Annotated in this window: 13 protein-coding genes; 11 read left to right on the top strand and 2 right to left on the bottom strand. The window is 38.9% G+C overall.

From position 1 onward, the window contains the following. Positions 1–146: 146 nt before the first annotated feature. Positions 147–1,745, bottom strand: a complete 1,599-nt coding sequence (locus CKY02_RS19025; RefSeq protein ID WP_112896501.1) for a glycosyl hydrolase family 18 protein — start codon at positions 1,743–1,745, stop codon at positions 147–149. A gap of 959 nt (positions 1,746–2,704) precedes the next feature. Between CKY02_RS19025 and CKY02_RS19020 the strand changes: the two genes are divergently transcribed. Continuing rightward, a complete protein-coding gene (locus CKY02_RS19020) occupies positions 2,705–2,920 on the top strand; it encodes a hypothetical protein (protein ID WP_112896500.1) in 216 nt (71 codons plus the stop codon). Between the two features lie 127 nt (positions 2,921–3,047). Here the strand turns inward: CKY02_RS19020 and CKY02_RS19015 are convergent, their stop codons facing one another. After that, the gene (locus tag CKY02_RS19015) at positions 3,048–3,716 is read right to left on the bottom strand and encodes an epoxyqueuosine reductase QueH (RefSeq protein WP_112896499.1); all 669 of its coding nucleotides are present in this window, start codon (positions 3,714–3,716) and stop codon (positions 3,048–3,050) included. Positions 3,717–4,004: 288 nt separating this feature from the next. Between CKY02_RS19015 and CKY02_RS19010 the strand changes: the two genes are divergently transcribed. The 10 genes from CKY02_RS19010 (at position 4,005) to CKY02_RS18970 (ending at position 16,588) form a co-directional block, all read left to right on the top strand. Next, positions 4,005–5,198, top strand: coding sequence for a benzoate/H(+) symporter BenE family transporter (locus CKY02_RS19010; protein WP_112896498.1), 1,194 nt, complete (start codon positions 4,005–4,007; stop codon positions 5,196–5,198). 167 nt (positions 5,199–5,365) lie between these two features. Next, complete coding sequence (locus CKY02_RS19005) at positions 5,366–6,352, top strand: hypothetical protein (RefSeq protein ID WP_112896516.1); 987 nt, start codon at positions 5,366–5,368, stop codon at positions 6,350–6,352. Continuing rightward, positions 6,352–7,497: a BamA/TamA family outer membrane protein gene (locus CKY02_RS19000; protein WP_112896497.1), complete on the top strand. Its 1,146-nt coding sequence runs from the start codon at positions 6,352–6,354 to the stop codon at positions 7,495–7,497. The genes CKY02_RS19005 and CKY02_RS19000 overlap by 1 nt, the downstream gene beginning before the upstream one ends. Further along, entirely contained in the window at positions 7,494–8,615 is a 1,122-nt protein-coding gene (locus CKY02_RS18995; protein WP_112896496.1) for a DUF4056 domain-containing protein, read from the top strand. Before CKY02_RS19000 ends, CKY02_RS18995 begins: the two co-directional genes overlap by 4 nt. Positions 8,616–9,443: 828 nt before the next feature. Continuing rightward, a complete protein-coding gene (locus tag CKY02_RS18990; RefSeq protein WP_112896495.1) occupies positions 9,444–10,025 on the top strand; it encodes a fimbrial protein in 582 nt (193 codons plus the stop codon). After that, positions 10,025–10,189 (top strand): hypothetical protein, encoded by a 165-nt coding sequence (locus tag CKY02_RS24925; protein ID WP_162120596.1) that lies wholly within the window; start codon positions 10,025–10,027, stop codon positions 10,187–10,189. Before CKY02_RS18990 ends, CKY02_RS24925 begins: the two co-directional genes overlap by 1 nt. A 28-nt stretch (positions 10,190–10,217) precedes the next feature. Further along, on the top strand, positions 10,218–10,916 hold the full coding sequence (locus tag CKY02_RS18985; RefSeq protein ID WP_112879087.1) for a fimbrial biogenesis chaperone: 699 nt from the start codon (positions 10,218–10,220) through the stop codon (positions 10,914–10,916). A gap of 25 nt (positions 10,917–10,941) precedes the next feature. Continuing rightward, entirely contained in the window at positions 10,942–13,413 is a 2,472-nt protein-coding gene (locus CKY02_RS18980) for a fimbria/pilus outer membrane usher protein (protein WP_112896494.1), read from the top strand. Positions 13,414–13,424: 11 nt separating this feature from the next. Next, positions 13,425–14,531: a fimbrial protein gene (locus CKY02_RS18975; RefSeq protein ID WP_238399207.1), complete on the top strand. Its 1,107-nt coding sequence runs from the start codon at positions 13,425–13,427 to the stop codon at positions 14,529–14,531. A gap of 1,268 nt (positions 14,532–15,799) precedes the next feature. Continuing rightward, complete coding sequence (locus tag CKY02_RS18970; RefSeq protein WP_112896493.1) at positions 15,800–16,588, top strand: protein bax; 789 nt, start codon at positions 15,800–15,802, stop codon at positions 16,586–16,588. The last annotated feature ends 376 nt before the right edge of the window (positions 16,589–16,964 follow it).

Genomic DNA, 16,964 nt, shown 5'->3' with positions numbered 1-16,964 from the left:
ATTAAATATGAAATATATCCGTTATCTTTCAAGTTGCCTCTTTATTGGCTGCACTTGCTCACCCCGGTCACATCGTTATCTATGCTCCCGGGGATTCTCTCCCTTGCCGTCGCGATGCATCTTGAAATCCATAGGGTATATCAACGTCAATGATTTTTGTTGGTAAAAGCCGGAACAGAATCAGGTGTCGGGACAGAACTATCACAATTATAATGCTCTCCTGTCAGCCCTATTTTTTTGCAAGCCGTAGACAAAACATCATTAGGTGTTGCCCACTCATCTTTCCAGTTACTACCGTCATAACGTTCATTCTTAAATAGATCCCACATAATGAGGCCCGTTTTACCATATTTGATCGTACCATCTAATATGCTGTTGAGAGCGCTCTTCGTCAGCGGTAAATTCCCGGTTGCAGGTCTACCAACTTCAAATCCAACCGTAATCGGCGGCAAAACCAATAATTTTTGAGGTTGAACCGATGCCTGGGCGTAATTACGCGCGCCTTTCAGTTTGACATGGAAAGTAACAACTTCATTGCCCGATTTAAGCCAATTAATATATTGACCATAATAATACTTAACCTGTCCAGGAAGGTCACAAGGAATATATGTTTCACCTCCGCCGATAACTCCACAATCTGTTTCACTTAAATCATAGGTCATTACACCAATATAGCTGAGTCGGTTGATCAGATTGGGATAACTCAGAGCGGTATTATAAATCAAACCATAGAGATTTCCTCCCCACCAGGCACCACCATAAATATCACTATTCCTCGCATTGGTTCCCCAGTTAGCGGACATATTCGGGATACCTCCCGTTGCAGGACCTGCGGTACTTAGCTTAAGTGATGGTTTAACCGCATTAATCGAAGTGTAAAAAGACTTTAAAATAGCGGCGAATTTATCCACGGTTGCAGGCATCGCGCGGGGAATTTTTTCTGCACCAGGAACAATATTCATTGATGAATCATAAACATAACCGCCTAATCCCTTTGCTATTAAAGTTGATGTAATAAGATTTTCACTGTTATTAGAGGGAACCTTGATTGAGTCTGGTGTTAATTTCCAGCTTTTTGCATTAATATCAGCGTGCCAAAACTCTTCATAATCCACATCAATCCCGGCCACACCTAAATCGGCCGCCAAATTAACAATATTTCTATATGCCTTATCTGCGGCTTTACCCGTAATAGTACTGTCAAATCGAGGAATTTTAGTCAGTGGATTGGGGAAAATATCATAAACTGCACCGGGTTCATTACCACAAGCATCTTTTTTGCCGGCAGTTATATCATAAATTTTCGGATAACAACTAAAATTCCATCCACCTATAGCAATATAAGTACTCACTCCATGAGATTTTAAATCAGCAATAGCTCTTTTTAATGCCACAAAATCAGCCCTGGCATTTTCAGCTTCCGTGGTGCTAATGATTTGACCAGAAGTACAGGTATAACCAAACAATCCTGAACATTTCAGACTGTTTTTCTCATAGTTAACAAAACTAGGCTGGACAAAAGACAATACCAGCATATTAAAGTTACTCTTGTTCTTAGAGATATCTCTACTCAATTTTTTAAAGTTATCAAGACTGGCATAATATTCTTGAGTATCAACCGACGCAACAGGCCCACTCAGATAATATGCAGATATTTTAGGATTGGCGGCGATAATATTTCCTGATGTGAAAAAATATAATATAGAGCTCGCTAATAAATACCGGTTTAATTTATATTTAGACATACATATATCTCCACTTGGTTAACATTATTTTTATGACTATAGCCAATGAGTTATCATGACACCTCATTACCTTTTCATCATGAACGGTATAAGTTTTTCCCTAATAGAGCATTAATATGTTCAATCTGTTATTATAGACTGTGATGTATACCCTTTATCTTTCAAGTTGCCTCTTTGTTGGCTGCACTCACCCCCGGTCACATAGTTTGTCGCTCCCTTGCCGTCGCGATGCATCTTGAAATCCATAGGGTATATATCGGCATTAATTATTTCAATGCACCAATTTCATAATAGTGTAGTTTTCACCATTGTCCACAAAAGACATAGAAATTAGTTGTAATAATATTTCTCTCTAATCTATCTAAATAAAAAACAATATTATCATATGATAATTCCACTAGATTATACTTATATTAATTAATTACTACAGGTGTAACGCTTTAGAGATAACTATTTCCTTCTGCAATTGAATTACGATTATTATTATTATATAGTCTACAACCCAATCCAATATATACCCAAAGTCTTATAAAATATTATTATCTCTTATAGGATAGGACCTATAAGCTATAATATAAACAGTGTGAACAATAATAATTAATTACAGCTTGTGCAAACCTGCTTATGAATGAACAGTGAATACGAACAACACATAAAACCCGGAGTATACATGTCAATAGAAAACCCACCGCTTTAAATAAATGCTCTCTGTTATCTGGCAAATTATGCCCAAAACTTCAACGATTCTTCAACGAATTATAAAAACCTATAAAAATGCATTATCTTAAATTGCTGAATTAATGATCAAGCCCGTATACTCACTATGCACTAAAGGCAAATCTGGATGCACTAAAGGCAAATCTGGGCGTTAAGACAGATCTGGAATAGCAAGTAGCTTACTTAGTCGCTCAAAATGTATTCCAGCAAGTGAAACAAAGTTAAAACACAGGAAAATTATCATGACACGTTTAGGCTTATCTATAACTGTATTATCACTGTTATTCTCTGGCGCGGTCTTAGCTGCACCTAGCACATCCGTACCCCAATCTTCGAATACCAAGGCGACTTCTTCTCATATGAAAAATACCAAAGCAGAGAAGAAATCTGGTAAAACCGCACCTAAACAACACTCACACCAGAAGGCAGCAAGCAAAGAAGCCAAGAAGACTCACTGAGTTTTCCGGCCCAAAACTACTATTATGTTCGCAATTATGTCCGCAATCGTTATGACACAAGTTTGGTAACATCATAACTGTAAATTCAGGGGGGAAATCCCCCCCTCCATAGGCTATCGAGAAAAGCTTAACAAACCCCCTCGGTATCTTCATCACCATAATATTTAACACCAATCCTGATGATATCCCGTCCCTGAGATTTACGGTGTTTATTCGTGTCACGCAATGAATAGATACAACCACAATATTCCTGCTGATAAAATCTTTCCTGTTTACTAATTTCAATCATCCGAGCTGAACCACCTTGCTTACGCCAGTTGTAATCCCAGTATTGAATCCCCGGATACTGACTTGCCGCTCGTTTTCCACAATCATTTATCTGCTGCATGTTTTTCCAGCGGGAAATGCCCAACGAGCTTGAAATAACGCTGAAATTATTTTCATAAGCATACAAAGCCGTACGCTCAAAACGCATATCAAAGCACATGGTGCAGCGAACACCTCTTTCTGGCTCCAATTCCATGCCTTTAGCACGTTCAAACCAGTTATCACTGTCATAATCCGCATCCACAAATGGCACATTGTGTTGCTCCGCAAAACGAATGTTCTCTTCTTTGCGAATTAAATATTCCCGTTTGGGATGAATATTCGGATTATAGAAAAAGACGGTGTAATCAATTCCAGAGGCACGTAGCGCTTCCATCACTTCACCAGAACAAGGAGCACAACAAGAGTGCAATAATAATCGTTCCGCATTATCCGGTAACGTTAAAACAGGGCGAACATAGTTTTCCATTTAGCAGGCTCCATATAATTATAAGAATTAATTATAGAATATAGTTATTTTTAGCTTCAAATTTTTCGAATGAAATTCATCATGACTTACTTATCGTTATGATCTTTGCCTTTGTGATCCTTACCTTTATGATCATAGTAAATTACTTGAAACTCTGACAGGTTCTACCGTTATATTGTCGTCATCAAAGTTTGTACGATACCGATAAATCCGTTTTACGCTGATAGTTAACTAAATTATAGCCAAATTCAGATGCTTTTAACCAAAATAATTTAAATGGAGACCACGATGCGCCATACAATTTCTCTGCGTGACCTCTCTTTTCCGGCAATCACCGCCGGATTTGTCGCTGTTTTAGTTGGATATACCAGTTCAGCGGCAATTATCTTTCAGGCTGCGGAAGCTGCGGGCGCCACCCCCACGCAGATCGGTGGTTGGCTAAGTATGCTAGGACTTGGAATGGGCATCAGCTCCCTGGGGCTATCGCTTTATTACCGCACCCCCGTCCTTACCGCATGGTCAACACCGGGCGCCGCGCTACTGGTGACAACGCTACCAGGAACATCAATCAACGAAGCCATTGGTATCTTTATTTTTGCTTCAGCGCTGATCTTGCTGTGCGGTATTACTGGCCTGTTTGCCCGGTTGATGAACTATATTCCACAGGCACTTTCCGCAGCCATGCTGGCCGGTATTCTGTTACGCTTTGGTTTGGATGCCTTTTCCTCATTTTCAGTCAACTTCGTACTAACTGCCGGAATGTGTTTGACTTATCTTCTGGCACGCAGATATTTATCCCGCTATGCCATCATCTTAACACTATTATCAGGGCTGATTATCGCCGCTTTACAGGGAGATATTCACTTTGAACAACAATCCACAGTCGCGTTTGTTGCCCCTGAATTTATTGCACCCAGTTTCACACTCTCTTCGTTATTGAGTGTCGGTATCCCATTTTTTATCGTTACAATGGCATCTCAAAATGCACCCGGCATTGCCACACTAAAAGCCGCAGGGTATCCAGTTTCTGTTTCATCACTGATAAGCTGGACTGCGCTCATCTCACTGATCTTATCACCTTTTGGTGGTTTTTCCGTCTGTATTGCCGCCATTACTGCCGCAATTTGTATGAGCCCGGAAATCCACGCTGACCCACATCGCCGTTATATGGCCGCTGCCGTAGCGGGTGTGTTTTACCTGATAGCGGGCCTGTTCGGTGGTTCAATCAGTATGTTATTCAGTGCGCTACCGGCGGCGCTTATTCATATTATTGCCGGATTAGCATTGCTTGGAACAATTTCTGGCAGCCTGCTACAAGCGCTACAGAATGAAAAGCAACGAGACGCAGCAATAATCACATTTTTGATCACCGCTTCCGGTGTGACGTTACTTGGCGTAGGTGCTGCATTCTGGGGGTTAATAGGTGGAGTAATAGCCATGATCCTTTTATCTTTGCCTGAGAAAAACAAAATAGCTCATTAGATGAACAGTAAAATTATACTTTTCAGCACTTTATGATACTTATTATCAACAAAACTTATGATAGTTTGCCGAGTCTGTTGCGCTTTGAATATTACGATAGGACATATCTAACAACCTTAAATCTTCTTACCCGCAAAACTGAGCTTTCTATTATGAAATTTTTTGATATGGAATTTTCTGATATTAGCAAGTTAGTTGTTATTTCATCATGCATGGCAATCCCTTATAGCTATGCTGATGAGCGCCCAATTCTTTCTCTCTCGGTTAGCCAGTCCGGTGGAAGCCAAACGACTGCTGATGGTAGTTTATCCAGAAAGCCAAATAAGCAAGAATCACGGATACTCCCGATTTGGGGTAATGAGGCCAAAGCTAAAGGTTATGACCTACCGGAGCCTTTTGGCGCCAGTTACGGTTATATGAATATGCGACAGAATGTCATTGTAGATGATATTAAAATCATTATACCGGACACCCCAGGCTTTGAAGACGTACTGGATATAAACACAGGAAAAACCAGAGGAAAGAGTGAATCACATATGCTCAAGCTGGATACTTGGGTTCTGCCTTTTCTGAATGTTTATGGCGTTTATGGCTGGACAAAAGGCTCATCGAAAACCAACATTGAGGGAATCAGTTTTTTTGGTCAGACTATTAAGGAAATGAAAGATATTCCCTTCGCACTAGATTTTAAAGGTAAAACCTATGGTGGCGGTTTTACTCTGGCAGGGGGTTACGATCAATTTTTCGGTACGCTTGATACCAACTATACCTACACCAGTCTGGATATTCTGGATGGTAAAATTAGCGCTCTGGTCGTCACTCCACGAATTGGTTATGAATTTGTATTCCAGCCAATCATTCCAGGGCAGGGAAATACCAAATTGCAAGTATGGACCGGTGGTATGTACCAGAAAATTACTCAGGAATTTGAAGGCAATATTAGTAATCTGGATTTACCCCCCATGTTTGACAAATTGGTAAGTGCATTCGACGATTATGAAAATATGAAATTCAAAGTAAAACAGCATGTTGCATCTCGCTGGAATAATACCGTCGGCGCAAGGCTGGAAGTCACACGCAATTTCAATATGCTGACTGAAGTCGGCTTTAACAAACGTAACAGCTTCTATATCTCAGGTGAGTTCCGTTTTTAATGAATATCCGCTGTACTTTACATGGGCTGGCTCTAATCAGCCTCTTTATTTCTGATTTCTCATATGGCGAAGCACTACTTAGCAGGGAAAAAATCGATGGCTGGCTGGAAAAATTAGGTGGCAGTAATACCTATGACAGCAGTAAAGCGATTGACTGGGGCATTTTACCCGGCCCTTTCTATACTCCAGAGTTAGGTGCTGGTCTCGGTGTTGCTGTCATTGGTCTCTATCGGCCAGATGATAATGATCATACCAGCCAAATCTCTTCTCTTTCCCTGAATGGATTTGCCTCTTCAACAGGTGCCTTTGGCTTCACATTTGATAACTACAATTTCTTTGCTGATGATCAATGGCGTTTTTTTCTTTCCGGTACATTGAACAACGTTCCCACCTATTATTGGGGAACAGGATATCAAGCAGGCAAGGTAGATGATCACAAAGAAAAATATCACTCACAGGAACTGCACCTGCAACCCAGAGTGCTCTATCGAGTTGCTGATTCTACCTATTTAGGCGCTGGCTGGAATTTTTCATCATTACACGCCAAAGACCCTGATAGCGGCGCTAAAAAACTTTTTGCAGCAGAAAACGATGGCCGGTCCATATTGAGTTCGGGCGTCAGTGCCTATTTCAGCTACGACACACGGGATTTTCTGCCTAACGCTCATCAAGGGCACGTTCTTGATATTACCTACACCCATTTTTCCCCGGCATTAGGCAGTGACCGCCGGTTTAATACCGTTGATATGCAATACAGCACCTATTATCAATTAGATGAAAAATCTGTACTGGCATTCGATAGTTATGGTCGTTTCACTGACGGCCAAGTGCCCTGGAATATGCTGTCAATGCTAGGTAATAGTAATCGGATGCGTGGATATTATGAAGGTAGATACCGGGACAAAAATGTTATCAGCACCCAATTGGAATATCGGCGCAAATTGGACTGGCGACACGGATTTGTCTTGTGGGCAGGGGCGGGCACCCTAAGCCATTATGCAAAAGATATTGGCTCAGAAAACTGGTTACCCACAGTTGGCGCTGGCTATCGTTTTGAATTCAAACCTAAAATGAATGTCAGACTGGACTTTGGTATCGGTAAAAAAAGCAATGGATTTTATTTTCAGGCAGGAGAGGCGTTTTGAAATTGCGTTTATGGATTACTGCTTTAACGTTAGTTGCAGGATGCCAGGGAACTTTTTCTTCAATCGCACCAGTACAACCTGACTTAAATAGTGAAACAACCGCCGAAGCCACTCGTGCATGGCCGGTTCTTGCTCCGATTCCCTCTCCCGAAGGATTAAGAGCTTGCTGTGCTTTTGGCTACAATTTAAAAACTGAATTACTGACCATTCCAGTACCTTTTTACCACATAAGTAATGTGCTGGATGCCGATAATCTTGGGGCACATAATTATAACAACAGTTTTTTTGGTACCGTTGCTTCATTAACAGGGCTCAGTAATGAAAAAGTGGGGATGATATATACCCGCCGGGGCGGATTCATTGATATTTCCCATGTACGGGATACCGCTGATAATGCGGTTTTTCTGTTCAGTCAAATCTGGCCTCGTCTTGGAGAAGAGTGGCAAATAGAACTCAGCAGCGAATTAGCATTACGCCGCATCCACTTCTATCAATTCACACCACCAGCAGCGATAGAACAACGTTATACCCTAACTGCTTATCTAGCCGCAAAATTGGCTTTTGAACTTGCTGCATGGCATGAAATCGCCCAATGGTACGGTTATCAGTCTGTACCGGGATTTTCTGAAAAAGTATCTGCGTTCTCTCCTGAAGATCTCTACTCTAATCTATTAGGCGCTCGTCTTTCCCTCTCTTTGATACTGGCAGGGCAAATACCGTCAATGAAACAATACCGCCTATCAATGCAAGCCATTCTGCCATCTGCGCTACGTGAACTGGAAGCCTTATCCCCTGATGAAACGCGGAAAATGTTTGAACAGGTTGATGGTATCTGGTGGGACAGCACACGCCGTATACCTGATAAGCGCTTAATCCTTCAACGTGATTTCCATACTCACAGCGATCGTACCCCTAATATGGTGCCTACAGAACAGCAAGTTCCGCTTAGGCTTACCCTACCACAACAATATACTGGCTACAGATTATCTGAATTGGCCGAATTACAATTGTGGCCTAGCCGCCAGATGAAAGATCTTCCTGTACCAGAAAGCTACTGGATTGCACTTGATTTTCCACAATTGGCAGAAAAAGCAAAAGAACAACAAGAGAATCATTGATTCATATATTTTCCATGAAAAAATAAATATAACATTATGAGTTAAAATATATGAGAAACTTTAGATTACTATTTCTCAAACAATAATCCCATTGTAATATCATCAATTATAATTCACTATTCCCATAATGTTACATCATAATATAAACTCAACATCATTCATAATAAAACCAAACTATGCCGACCATACTTAAATTAAGCCATAAAGAGAAACCCTACATCAATAAGGCATTATTTCACAGGATAAAAAAACCGTATTGAAATATTTACAAAGATAAAAAACCAATAAACAACTGATATAAAATAATTAATATTACATAACATCTAAAAAACAAATCAAAAAATCATAAAAATATTAACTAGCTCAACAACCAAAAAAGAAATAAAATCTCAAAAAGATCACAAAAACAAGAACATAATTCTTAATTATACTCTTAACCTGTGTATTGCACTTATTTTTATCGAAAAATTAGACTTTCACTCTTAATTTAACTCAAATAACAAAAATCCCTTCTTAAATAGGTTTAATCGTCTATAATATACATTTCCAAGTTATAAATATGTATAAACAATATCAGCTTTATCTAAGTAGATAAAATAAGAACTTACATTATCAACAATTAGATTTATTCAACCAAAACTCAAGTTACTAAACTATTTTCAACTATATGATATATTGATTTTTATTTTAAATTTACAACATTAAATAAATTTAATAGATAAACACTCATATTGTTTTTTAATTTTTCTGATGTATTTGGGGATTCAGGGCCCCTATCTTCACCCCTGATAAAGTCAATTAAGATGTCCCTACTCCTGGAGAGGAAAAATGAATAAACTAGTGTTATCAACCACCGCCGCGCTTATTTTTGCTACAGGTTCTGCTGTTGCAGCCAATGATGCCGCTGGCGGTATATTACATTTCTCTGGTGCAGTCACTGATGCCACTTGTACTATTAACGGTGGTGCTTCAGCTAATCTATCGATTATATTGGAACCTATCTCAGTCACTCAAGCCGGACAAAAAGAAGGCTTAATTGATTATGGTAAGAAAGCATTTTCACTAGAATTTTCTAACTGCCAGTCCAAAGCCGTTGGTTTTGATCCAGCAACCTCTATGTTGAAAATCCAGTTCTCATCATCACATACTATTTCTAACGATGCTAAGTACCTGGTTAACCAAGAACTCAATGCAAATGGTAAGCCGAAAAACGTAGGTATCGCTATTGTTAAACACACCGAAGAAAATAACCCTATTATGCTGAATAAAGCGTTTGATACAGGAATCAAAGGCTCAGAGGCAACACCTGAAATTGTCGATTTCTATGCGAAATACTACAAAGTAGGCACTGATGCTGCTGATCCAGGTAAAGTAGTAACGATGGTTACTTATCACGTTACTTATTTATAATGATTTATACCCTATGGATTTCAAGATGCATCGCGGCGGCAAGGGAGCGAATCCCCGGGAGCATAGATAACTATGTGACCGGGGTGAGTGAGTGCAGCCAACAAAGAGGTAACTTGAAAGATGACGGGTATACTACAATAAATAAAGCCTATTTAGATAAATAGGCTTATTTAATTTGGCAAAAATAACGTTATGAAGAAATTATTTTTAACTATATTATTAGGGATAACAACTCTATCTGCTCATGCCAACATCGTTATTAACACAACACGTGTTATTTATCCAGCCAGTAATAAAGAGGTATCAGTTCAATTATTAAATGCAGGGGATCAACCCTCCCTGGTACAATCCTGGATAGATGATGGCGATCCTAATTCAACACCTGAAACAGCTAAAGTCCCCTTTTTGCTCACTCCCCCAGTCGTCAAAATTGATGGTAATAACGGGCAACAATTAAGAATTAAATACATCAGCAGTAATCTACCCACGGATCGTGAATCGCTGTTCTATTTAAATGTTCTGGATATTCCACCCATAGCAGAAAACATTGGCGATAAAAACGTTATGCAGATTGCTATTCGTACCCGGATCAAATTTTTCTATCGGCCAGACAAGCTTTCTATCTTACCGAAACAGATCCAACAACATATTGGATTAAAACGTGAGGGTAGCCAACTAAAATTGGAGAATTCATCACCCTATTTCATGAATATCATCGGCCTTAAATCTTCTGACACTCAACCTAACTTACTAAATGAAGGAACAATTATAAAACCGTTCTCTTCTCATTCATTCAGTACCAATGAAAAAGTAAAAGTTGGAGACAAATTAACTCTGGCTATTGTTGATGATTTTGGTGCTATAAATAAATTAACTTTACCACTTCAATAGTGATATTACTGGCATAGCATAGAACATGATAAGACAAAAAATTAGTCCGTTAGCTCTGATAATAGGTACCCTTCTGTATACAGATTGTTTATGCTATGCCAAAACATTTAATACTGATTTTCTGGTTGGTGAATCTGCAAAAGCGGATTTATCCCGATTTTATACCACTTCAGAGCTACCCGCTGGCCGTTACGGTATTGACATATATCTGAATAATGACTGGAAAGGAAGATTTGATATTAATATCCAGAACGATGGCAAAGATATTTACTTACTCAATGAAGATCTTCCTAGGTTAGGTATAAAAATTGATAAAAACCAATTACCAGAATCAAATTTATCCAAAGATGAAATTCTTCTTACTAAAATAATACATGAAGGAACCGCTAATCTCGATGTTCCTAAACTCAGCCTGCATCTGGTCGTCCCGCAGGCATATATCAAAAACGAGCTAAAAGGCTATATCGATCCTGCGTTCTGGGACAGAGGTATCCCCGGAGCTATGCTGTCCTACAATGCCAACTATTACCATACTCAAAATAGGAATAAACAAAACCGCGACCGTGAAAATGAAGATAATGCTTACGTGTCACTTAATAGCGGTTTGAATCTATTTGGCTGGCAATTACGTGATCAATCCTCTTATCACTATACACGTTCAAATGGTGATAAATGGAGTAACAATACCCGTTATCTGCAACGAGGAATTTCATCAATTAATTCAGAATTTCGCATTGGTGATAGCTATACATCAAGCGATTTATTCGACTCTTTCCGCTTCCGAGGTATCAATTTGAAAACAGATATGCGCATGTACCCCGATGCCTGGCAAGGGTTTTCCCCTATCGTCCGGGGAGTTGCGCGGACTAACGCTCTGGTAAAAATCATCCAAAATAATATTGTTATTTATCAAGGTAATGTACCACCCGGGCCGTTTGCTATTGATGCTATTTTACCAACAGGTTCAGGTGGTGATTTGCTAGTTGAAGTGACGGAAGCAGACGGACGTACTAACAGTTTTACCGTCCCCTTTTCATCCGTTCCTAATATGATGAAAGAAGGTCTCGGCAAATATGATATCAGTGCAGGTAAAACACATATTGCCAACAGTCGTTATAAACCAAACTTTTTTCAAGCCAGCTACCAATATGGTTTTAATAATGTCCTGACCGGTTATACAGGCACCATTATCAGTAAAGATTATTACTCACTACTGTTAGGTAGTGGTTTTAATCTACCCATTGGCGCTGTATCAATTGACGTTTCGCAGTCCAGCGCCAAATTTAATAGCCCAACCATGAAAGGCCAAAGCTACAAATTAGCTTATAGCCGCTATATCCCACAAACAAAAACAAATTTTTCGCTGGCGGCTTATCGTTATTCAACTAAAAATTATCTCACCCTAATCGATGCGATTGATCTGCATGACTGGATAAGCAACGGATATAACCAACAATACTATTCTCATCAAAAAAATACCTTTAATATCAATTTGAACCAGAATCTTGGTAGTCGTGCAGGTTCACTTTTTCTTTCGGGAACATTCCGTGATTACTGGGGAACCCAGAATAAAAGTAGAGAATATCAAATGGGGTATTCCAACAGTCTGGGGAAAATCAATTATTCCCTGACAGCAAGCCGTGTCCGATACAATATCAATGAAACAGAAAGTAAAGAGGAACAGCGCTACTATCTGATGCTGTCTGTTCCTTTTGAGTTGTTTGGTTACCCTGCCTATTTGACCAATAATGTCTCAATCAATGAAAGTCACTATGACAACAGTAACTTAGGATTAAGCGGCAGCGCAGGCCCAAACAACCGTTTAAATTACCACTTCAACATTTCAGATCAGAAAAATGGTTCGACAACAACCAGTGCAAATTTGACCTACAAAACATCCGTTTCCACATTGAGTAGTTCTTATAGCCAGTCCAAGGAGTACCGCCAAATGGGGCTTGGCGCAACCGGCAGTTTAGTTGCTTATCGAAGCGGAATTCTGGCTGCTAATCAAGTTGGGGAAACTTTCGCCATCATTGACGCACCGGGCACAGCAAACGCTTCTGTGAATGGTGATAAAAGCATGGTGACAAACAACAGCGGTAAGTTGCTGATACCTTATCTTTCTCCTTATCGTAAAAATGCCATCATGCTAGATACCAGTGAAGTGCCAGAAGATGCGGCTGAACTTATCGGTAACATCAGAGATGTTGCGCCATATTCCGGTGCGATTACCCATATCGGATTTAAAACAGACCAGCGGAAGACTTTTATCTTCTACGCCGCTCAGGCTGATGGTAAACCTTTACCTTTCGGTACTGAAATTGTCGATTCAGAAGGTAACAGCTTAGGATACGTTGGTCAGGGTAGTATGGTTTTCCTACGTGTAGAAAAATTACCACAGCAAATTTATGTCCACATCGGTCAACTAGGCGAAAAGAGCTGCATAATAAATAATCCACAGCCTGAAATGGGCTCAACCGCCAATATTTGCCGTTAAGGGAGAAGATAATGAAACTTAAGCCATTGTATCTTAAACCATTGTATCTTAAACCATTGTACCTGGCGGCCATAATCAGTCTGAGCAGTAGCATAGCCTATGCAGATTGCCAACCCAAATATGCAATACCGGCACCGGCAATCCTGGTTGATATGACAGATCATCTCACTCTGAACAGTAATGCAACCTGGATACTCAACACCCAATATTCTGGCTATTTTACATGCACAAGAAATTCACTATGGAAACAAAACTCTGTCGCTAACGGTTCGCCTTTTACTAAAAACAAAGTTGTTTTAGGATTCAATGGTGGCAAAGATTATGCCGAAGTGACTATCACGAATCTTTCTCCTGGCAACAGTATTAATCTGGGAAACAGTAACGACACATACCCTGCCAGCAAATTGCAAGCCCAATTTACACTTAATGTAAAGCTACTGAGTGGCAGACCCGGTGGTAGTAATATTCACGTCTTTTCCGGCAATTCCGCAACATTAAAAACTGCTGTAATTGCGATGGATACCACCAACTTAGGACTCCTTGATGCCATTCTCCGTTTCGCTACCGATTTCCTGACCTTTATTCTTACCTGGGAGTGGCCGACACATTCTGAAGATATCTATTATCAACCCATCACAATGATTTTTAATCACAGAGATACAACTTGTCACTTCTTAAATGCGGGATTGACAGTGAATCTACCAAAAGTCAACCGCATTAGATTGCTTAACGGAACAGATAAAGGAGAAACACCTTTTACCCTTAACTTTGAATGCAAATATCTCCAAAACGGTAAAACTTCACGCTCAGTTAAAGCTTACCTGAGCAGTAATCATCTGCTACCAAATGACAATCGAACTTTAATTGACAGCAAAGCAGGTGCCGCTAAAGGTGTTGGTATCCGTGTTTCTCAGACAAGTGATTCAACGCCGATAACTTTCAGTGCTTCGCAATCCTCATCCCACGGTGCAACACTGCTATTCAGCAAAAACTCCGGTAATGTCATCGATAAACACTTTACCATCGACCTTAATGCTTACTACCACGTTTATGATCCCCAAAACATCATAGCAGGGGAACTGAAAGCAACTTCTGTACTGAACTTTGAATACAATTAATCAAGAGGCAAAGGAGATGTCTCTTATTTCCCTCATTCGAATTAAAATTTTATGTTTCAATAAGTAATAATTTGTAATAAAGTGTTTCTATCGAAAAATTCATTTACATTTATAACCTACCCTGAATTGATGTAACACAATGATAATCCTAACATTAAGTAATCATTCAAACTCGCTTAATTTATCAATAAAATAGTGTAATTCTATGAAAAATAGAAAAAACATACTTGCACTTATCAATGAAATTAAAAAAAACAATATCAAGATAATATTTCCAAATCTTATTAAACAATAAATAAAAATAACAACCAATCAGCAACAAAAATATATCTTAAGGATAAAAAAATACAAAAAAAACACATAAACAGAAAAACAAAACATATAAAAACATTCAACTTATATTGATTAGAAATCAAAAAAACAATTAAAATCAATGACATATAAATTGATCGGAAATAAAAACCTTAGGAGTAAATATAATTACACGTAATATAAAAATGTGATAAATAATTTAACCGAGCACAAGAACAATATAACTTTAATTCTCCAAAAACACTTTTAATATAAAAATAGAAAGATAAATATTTATATTATCAACAAATAAATTATTAAATTTTTTTTATTCTTATATACACCTCCATTATTATATTATTACAATATCACTCGGAATAAATATTTGTAACACATTGTTACTTATTTTAACTTAACATTTAGAACCATATCGAATATCCTGCACCGTACCAATAACAATGACTCTATTATGAAATTAGCTCAAGCCTGACAGATACGACTTAGTTTTAACTCATAGAGGAAAGAGACCATATCGGTAACGGGTTACCTTTTTATGAAAATGATACTTATTCTTATAACGGCAATATTAATATCAATTAGTTTATTACTCGCTGCGGTGTTCTTACGATTGGCAGTACTATAATTAACAGTACTATATAAAACTAAGTTCAATCACTTCCGATATTATACTAGCTGGTTTACAAATCACTTTTCTTTTGATATAGCGACTTACAGGCACAAAATTAACTCAAAAATCATGATCATATCTGATGAATAATTCAACCTAGACAGGCAATATTTTGTACACAAACAGCACATAACCATATATAAATTAATAAAAAACCACAAAACAAATTAGCAAAATAATAATTTTCATTACAGAAAATATATTTATGAATCACTAATAACTCTGGCTATGCTGGATTTATTTTGCTAACATCAGCCTGTTTTTTATTCAGAGCAAACGAGGAAAAGCAATGCCCTCTCAAACGACGAGGACAACTGCCATCTTCGCTTTCTTTATCTCACTATTGTTTTCCGCTTTTAGTCATGCTTCAACTAGCACAGCTAAAAGCATAGAGTATTCTCACAATGGCATGCAAAGCAATTTGCCAGATTTGCGAAAATACCCTTCGGGCACCCTACGTAAGAAAGCGTTTTTAAATGTTGTTGTCCCTGTGATTGATCAACACAATCAACGAATTATGCAGGAACGGAAATGGCTACTGGAACACCAAAATGCCAAGCATTGGTCTATACAGGACATCAAGCGCCTGCAACAAATTTGTAAAAACTACAACGTGAGCTGTAGCAGCTCGCCTAAAAAAGTTAACTGGAACAAGCTACTAAGTCGTGTTGACATCATCCCAACCCATTTTGTTGCCACTCAGGCCGCAACAGAATCTGGTTGGGGAACATCTAAGCTTGCACAACAGAATAACAACTTATTTGGTATGCGTTGCGGTAATAACTGTAAGAAAACCCAAGGTAAGATAAAAGGTTATTCCGCCTATCCGACTATCAATGATTCGGTCAAAGCCTATATGAGAAATATGAACACCCATAACGCTTATGAATCATTACGTGCTTCACGCGCCAAGCAGAGAAGCCTTCAGAAATCACTAAATACCAGCAAATTGATTGATAATCTTGAAGGATATTCACAATTGGGTTCGACTTACAACAACTACCTACACAAAGTATTTAACAGCAATAAAGGGCTTATTACTCAGGCGCAGAAGTTAGCTAAAAACGATTACGACTAAGTGCCAATCTCAATAGGCGTAATTGTTGCTCGTTGCAAACTATTCTTATCAATGAACCGTGAACACGGACAGCGCGGAAAAACCGGAACGTACACGTAGTACGTGAGGATGACTCGCTTCGCTCGCCCTACGGGCCGCACTAAAGTGCGTTCAAAAGCTCGTGCTTTTGTCTGAGCACTGTCCGGGTTCGCTCTTTATGGCAAAGAAGGGCAAATAATAGCCCTATTGGAACAGGCAGTCACTATGGAATGAGGGCGTTCAGAATTCTGTGTCACGTTAATTGAGCGGTTATAACGTTATCACATTATCCAAACGTCCTTCAAAGTAAATATAGAGTTGCGACAGCGTTAGATTCCAGCTTTGTATTGGCATTGTC

The sequence above is a fragment of the Photorhabdus bodei genome, from assembly GCF_003287735.1.
In the GTDB taxonomy this organism is placed as follows: domain Bacteria; phylum Pseudomonadota; class Gammaproteobacteria; order Enterobacterales; family Enterobacteriaceae; genus Photorhabdus; species Photorhabdus kayaii.
The sequence above is the reverse complement of the archived record's forward strand: the minus strand, read 5'-3'. Positions and strand labels throughout refer to the sequence as shown.

What these genes read in the sequence shown, in the direction of transcription:
- CKY02_RS18990 (WP_112896495.1), top strand. Translation starts at nt 9,444, where the DNA reads ATGAATAAACTAGTGTTATCAACCACCGCCGCGCTTATTTTTGCTACA.
- CKY02_RS19025 (WP_112896501.1), bottom strand. Translation starts at nt 1,745, where the DNA reads ATGTCTAAATATAAATTAAACCGGTATTTATTAGCGAGCTCTATATTA.
- CKY02_RS19015 (WP_112896499.1), bottom strand. Translation starts at nt 3,716, where the DNA reads ATGGAAAACTATGTTCGCCCTGTTTTAACGTTACCGGATAATGCGGAA.
- CKY02_RS19005 (WP_112896516.1), top strand. Translation starts at nt 5,366, where the DNA reads ATGGAATTTTCTGATATTAGCAAGTTAGTTGTTATTTCATCATGCATG.
- CKY02_RS18985 (WP_112879087.1), top strand. Translation starts at nt 10,218, where the DNA reads ATGAAGAAATTATTTTTAACTATATTATTAGGGATAACAACTCTATCT.
- CKY02_RS19000 (WP_112896497.1), top strand. Translation starts at nt 6,352, where the DNA reads ATGAATATCCGCTGTACTTTACATGGGCTGGCTCTAATCAGCCTCTTT.
- CKY02_RS19020 (WP_112896500.1), top strand. Translation starts at nt 2,705, where the DNA reads ATGACACGTTTAGGCTTATCTATAACTGTATTATCACTGTTATTCTCT.
- CKY02_RS24925 (WP_162120596.1), top strand. Translation starts at nt 10,025, where the DNA reads ATGATTTATACCCTATGGATTTCAAGATGCATCGCGGCGGCAAGGGAG.
- CKY02_RS18970 (WP_112896493.1), top strand. Translation starts at nt 15,800, where the DNA reads ATGCCCTCTCAAACGACGAGGACAACTGCCATCTTCGCTTTCTTTATC.
- CKY02_RS18980 (WP_112896494.1), top strand. Translation starts at nt 10,942, where the DNA reads ATGATAAGACAAAAAATTAGTCCGTTAGCTCTGATAATAGGTACCCTT.
- CKY02_RS19010 (WP_112896498.1), top strand. Translation starts at nt 4,005, where the DNA reads ATGCGCCATACAATTTCTCTGCGTGACCTCTCTTTTCCGGCAATCACC.
- CKY02_RS18975 (WP_238399207.1), top strand. Translation starts at nt 13,425, where the DNA reads ATGAAACTTAAGCCATTGTATCTTAAACCATTGTATCTTAAACCATTG.